Raw genomic sequence first — 2,459 nt, 5'->3', positions numbered from 1 at the left:
CCTCTGTTTCTCATCTGGAAATGAACACAAGCACCGGTGATGGTCCGGGAGTGAAAATCAAGCTGCAGGGCGGATCTGTTGTTACACAAGAAAAGTCCTCCAGCAGAAAAGGAACAGATATTACAGTTTCCAGTCTCTTTTTCAATACACCTGCACGTTTAAAATATATGAAGACCATCCATACAGAACTTGGCAACATAACAGATGTGGCGAACAGGATTGCCCTTTCCCATCCGGAAGTTTCCATCAAACTGATTCATAACGGAAAAACGCTTCTTCATACAAATGGAAATGGTGATGTCAGGCAGGTACTGGCTGCCATCTACGGTACAAATATTGCAAGGAAAATGGTGAGGATTGAAGCTTCCTCTTTGGATTTTACGGTGAAAGGGTACATTTCCCTTCCGGAAATAACCAGGGCATCCCGCAACTATATTTCTACCATGATCAATGGCAGATTTATAAAAAACTACGGTCTCGCAAAAGCAATTGGGGAAGGGTATCATACCCTGCTCCCAATTGGCAGATATCCGATTGTCCTGCTCTCAATCGAAATGGATCCACTGCTTGTAGATGTCAATGTTCACCCTTCTAAAATGGAAGTAAGGATCAGTAAAGAACCTGAACTGTTTGAACTGGTTTCCGGCGCCATCAAGGACGCTTTTAAAACAAAAGAACTAATTCCGTCAGGTTACAAGGAACCGAAACCTATGAAACCCAAGTCAGAACAAACAACATTGACATTGGATCATTTATCGGAAAACAACCGAGCTCCGGTTCAATTGGAAAAAACGTATCAAAAAGATGAAACGAGACAGCAGGAGAGAGCTTATCAACCTGAACAACTCCCTGCTAAAGAGGTTATGGAATTGCTGTATAAGCAGGACGATGACTTGTTGGAAGAAGAGGACACTTCTACAATATCTGCTGTGTATGAGGAACCGCCTGAAGTGAATTCGGCACCTTCCGGGAATCAGCAACAACAACCTGATGAAGAGCAGAATCCATCCAGGGTTCCGCCTTTATATCCTGTCGGTCAAATGCATGGTACGTACATTTTTGCCCAGAACGAAAACGGTCTGTACATCATTGACCAACATGCTGCACAGGAACGGATTAAATATGAATATTACAGGGAGAAGGTCGGAAAGGTCGAGAATGAACTTCAGGAAATGCTCGTTCCGATCACATTGGAATATTCTGCAGATGAGTACATGAAAATTATTGAACATAAAGATGAACTCGAAAAAGTCGGGGTATTTCTAGAGGAATTCGGCCATAACAGTTTCATTATCCGCTCACATCCTCAATGGCTGCCGGCTGGTCAGGAGGGGGAGCTCATTGATGAAATGATTGAACAGCTCCTCAACATGAAGAAAGTCGATATCAAAAAACTTCGTGAAGAAGCAGCCATCATGATGAGCTGTAAAGCATCTATCAAAGCGAACCAGTACTTAAAAAATGAAGAAATTCAAGCACTGCTGGATGAACTCCGACGTTCAGAAGATCCTTTCACATGCCCGCATGGCAGACCAATCATCATTCACTACTCAGTGTATGAAATGGAAAAGATGTTCAAACGGATTATGTAGAAGAACAGGACCTATGCGCAGTTTGCGTGTAGGTTCTTTTTGTGCTGCCCTTTTCTCATTTATTCGCTACCGTCAGTAGGAAGGACATTCAAAACCGATTACTTTAGGGAGTGAACCAGCTCTTAAGGGCATAAACCGGGTAAATTGCCGATAAGAGTGTCTTGAGGGAGGTTCTCAAGGGCATAAACCGGGTAAATTGCCGATAAGAGTGTCTTGAGGGAAACGCTCAAGTACATGAACCGGATGAAGCGCCGAGAAAAGTGTCTTGAGGGAGGTTCTCAAGGACATAAACCGGGTAAAATGCCGAGGAAAGTGTCTTGAGAGGGTGCCTCAAGGACATAAACCGGGTAAAACGCCGAGGAAAGTGTCTTGAGCGCATTTCTCACGGACATGAATCCTGAAGAAACCCAAAAGGGATTTTGAAGGCGTTTATTAAGGTCTGTTCTTAGTATAAACTTTCAAGAAACCCAACCTGAAGCTCTGGAAATTTCTCAACTCAAGAAATGATAATTGACAACGTTTCCAATATTATTCTAAAATTAAGTTAATTGATTGGTGAAGAGAGAGGACGAACTCACACAGGTTATCGCAGGCGATAGTTGTGTGGGTTTTTCTTCTTTATTCTGAATAATGAGGGAGGAGTGGGAGGCTTGGCGAAATACATATTATCGTTAGACCAGGGGACGACGAGTTCAAGGGCCATCCTTTTTAACAAAAAGGGTGAAATAGTCCATACCGCCCAAAGAGAATTCACACAGCATTTTCCGCAACCGGGTTGGGTGGAGCACAATCCTAATGAAATCTGGGGATCGATTCTGGCGGTCATTGCTACTGTACTGTCAGAATCATCAATAAAACCAGAAGAGG

2 protein-coding genes are annotated in these 2,459 nt (G+C 43.2%); both read left to right on the top strand.

Going from position 1 to position 2,459, the window contains the following annotated elements:
• Positions 1-1,592: DNA mismatch repair endonuclease MutL (mutL, locus tag BSG1_RS19000; protein ID WP_006838856.1), on the top strand; the 1,592-nt coding region annotated here is incomplete at its 5' end.
• Between the two features lie 650 nt (positions 1,593-2,242).
• The coding region (locus tag BSG1_RS18995) for an FGGY family carbohydrate kinase (RefSeq protein WP_044023195.1) at positions 2,243-2,459 on the top strand (217 nt) is incomplete at its 3' end.

This window comes from Bacillus sp. SG-1 (assembly GCF_000181495.1).
Taxonomy (GTDB): domain Bacteria; phylum Bacillota; class Bacilli; order Bacillales; family Bacillaceae_B; genus Rossellomorea.
This window is presented reverse-complemented; position numbering and strand designations above follow the sequence as displayed.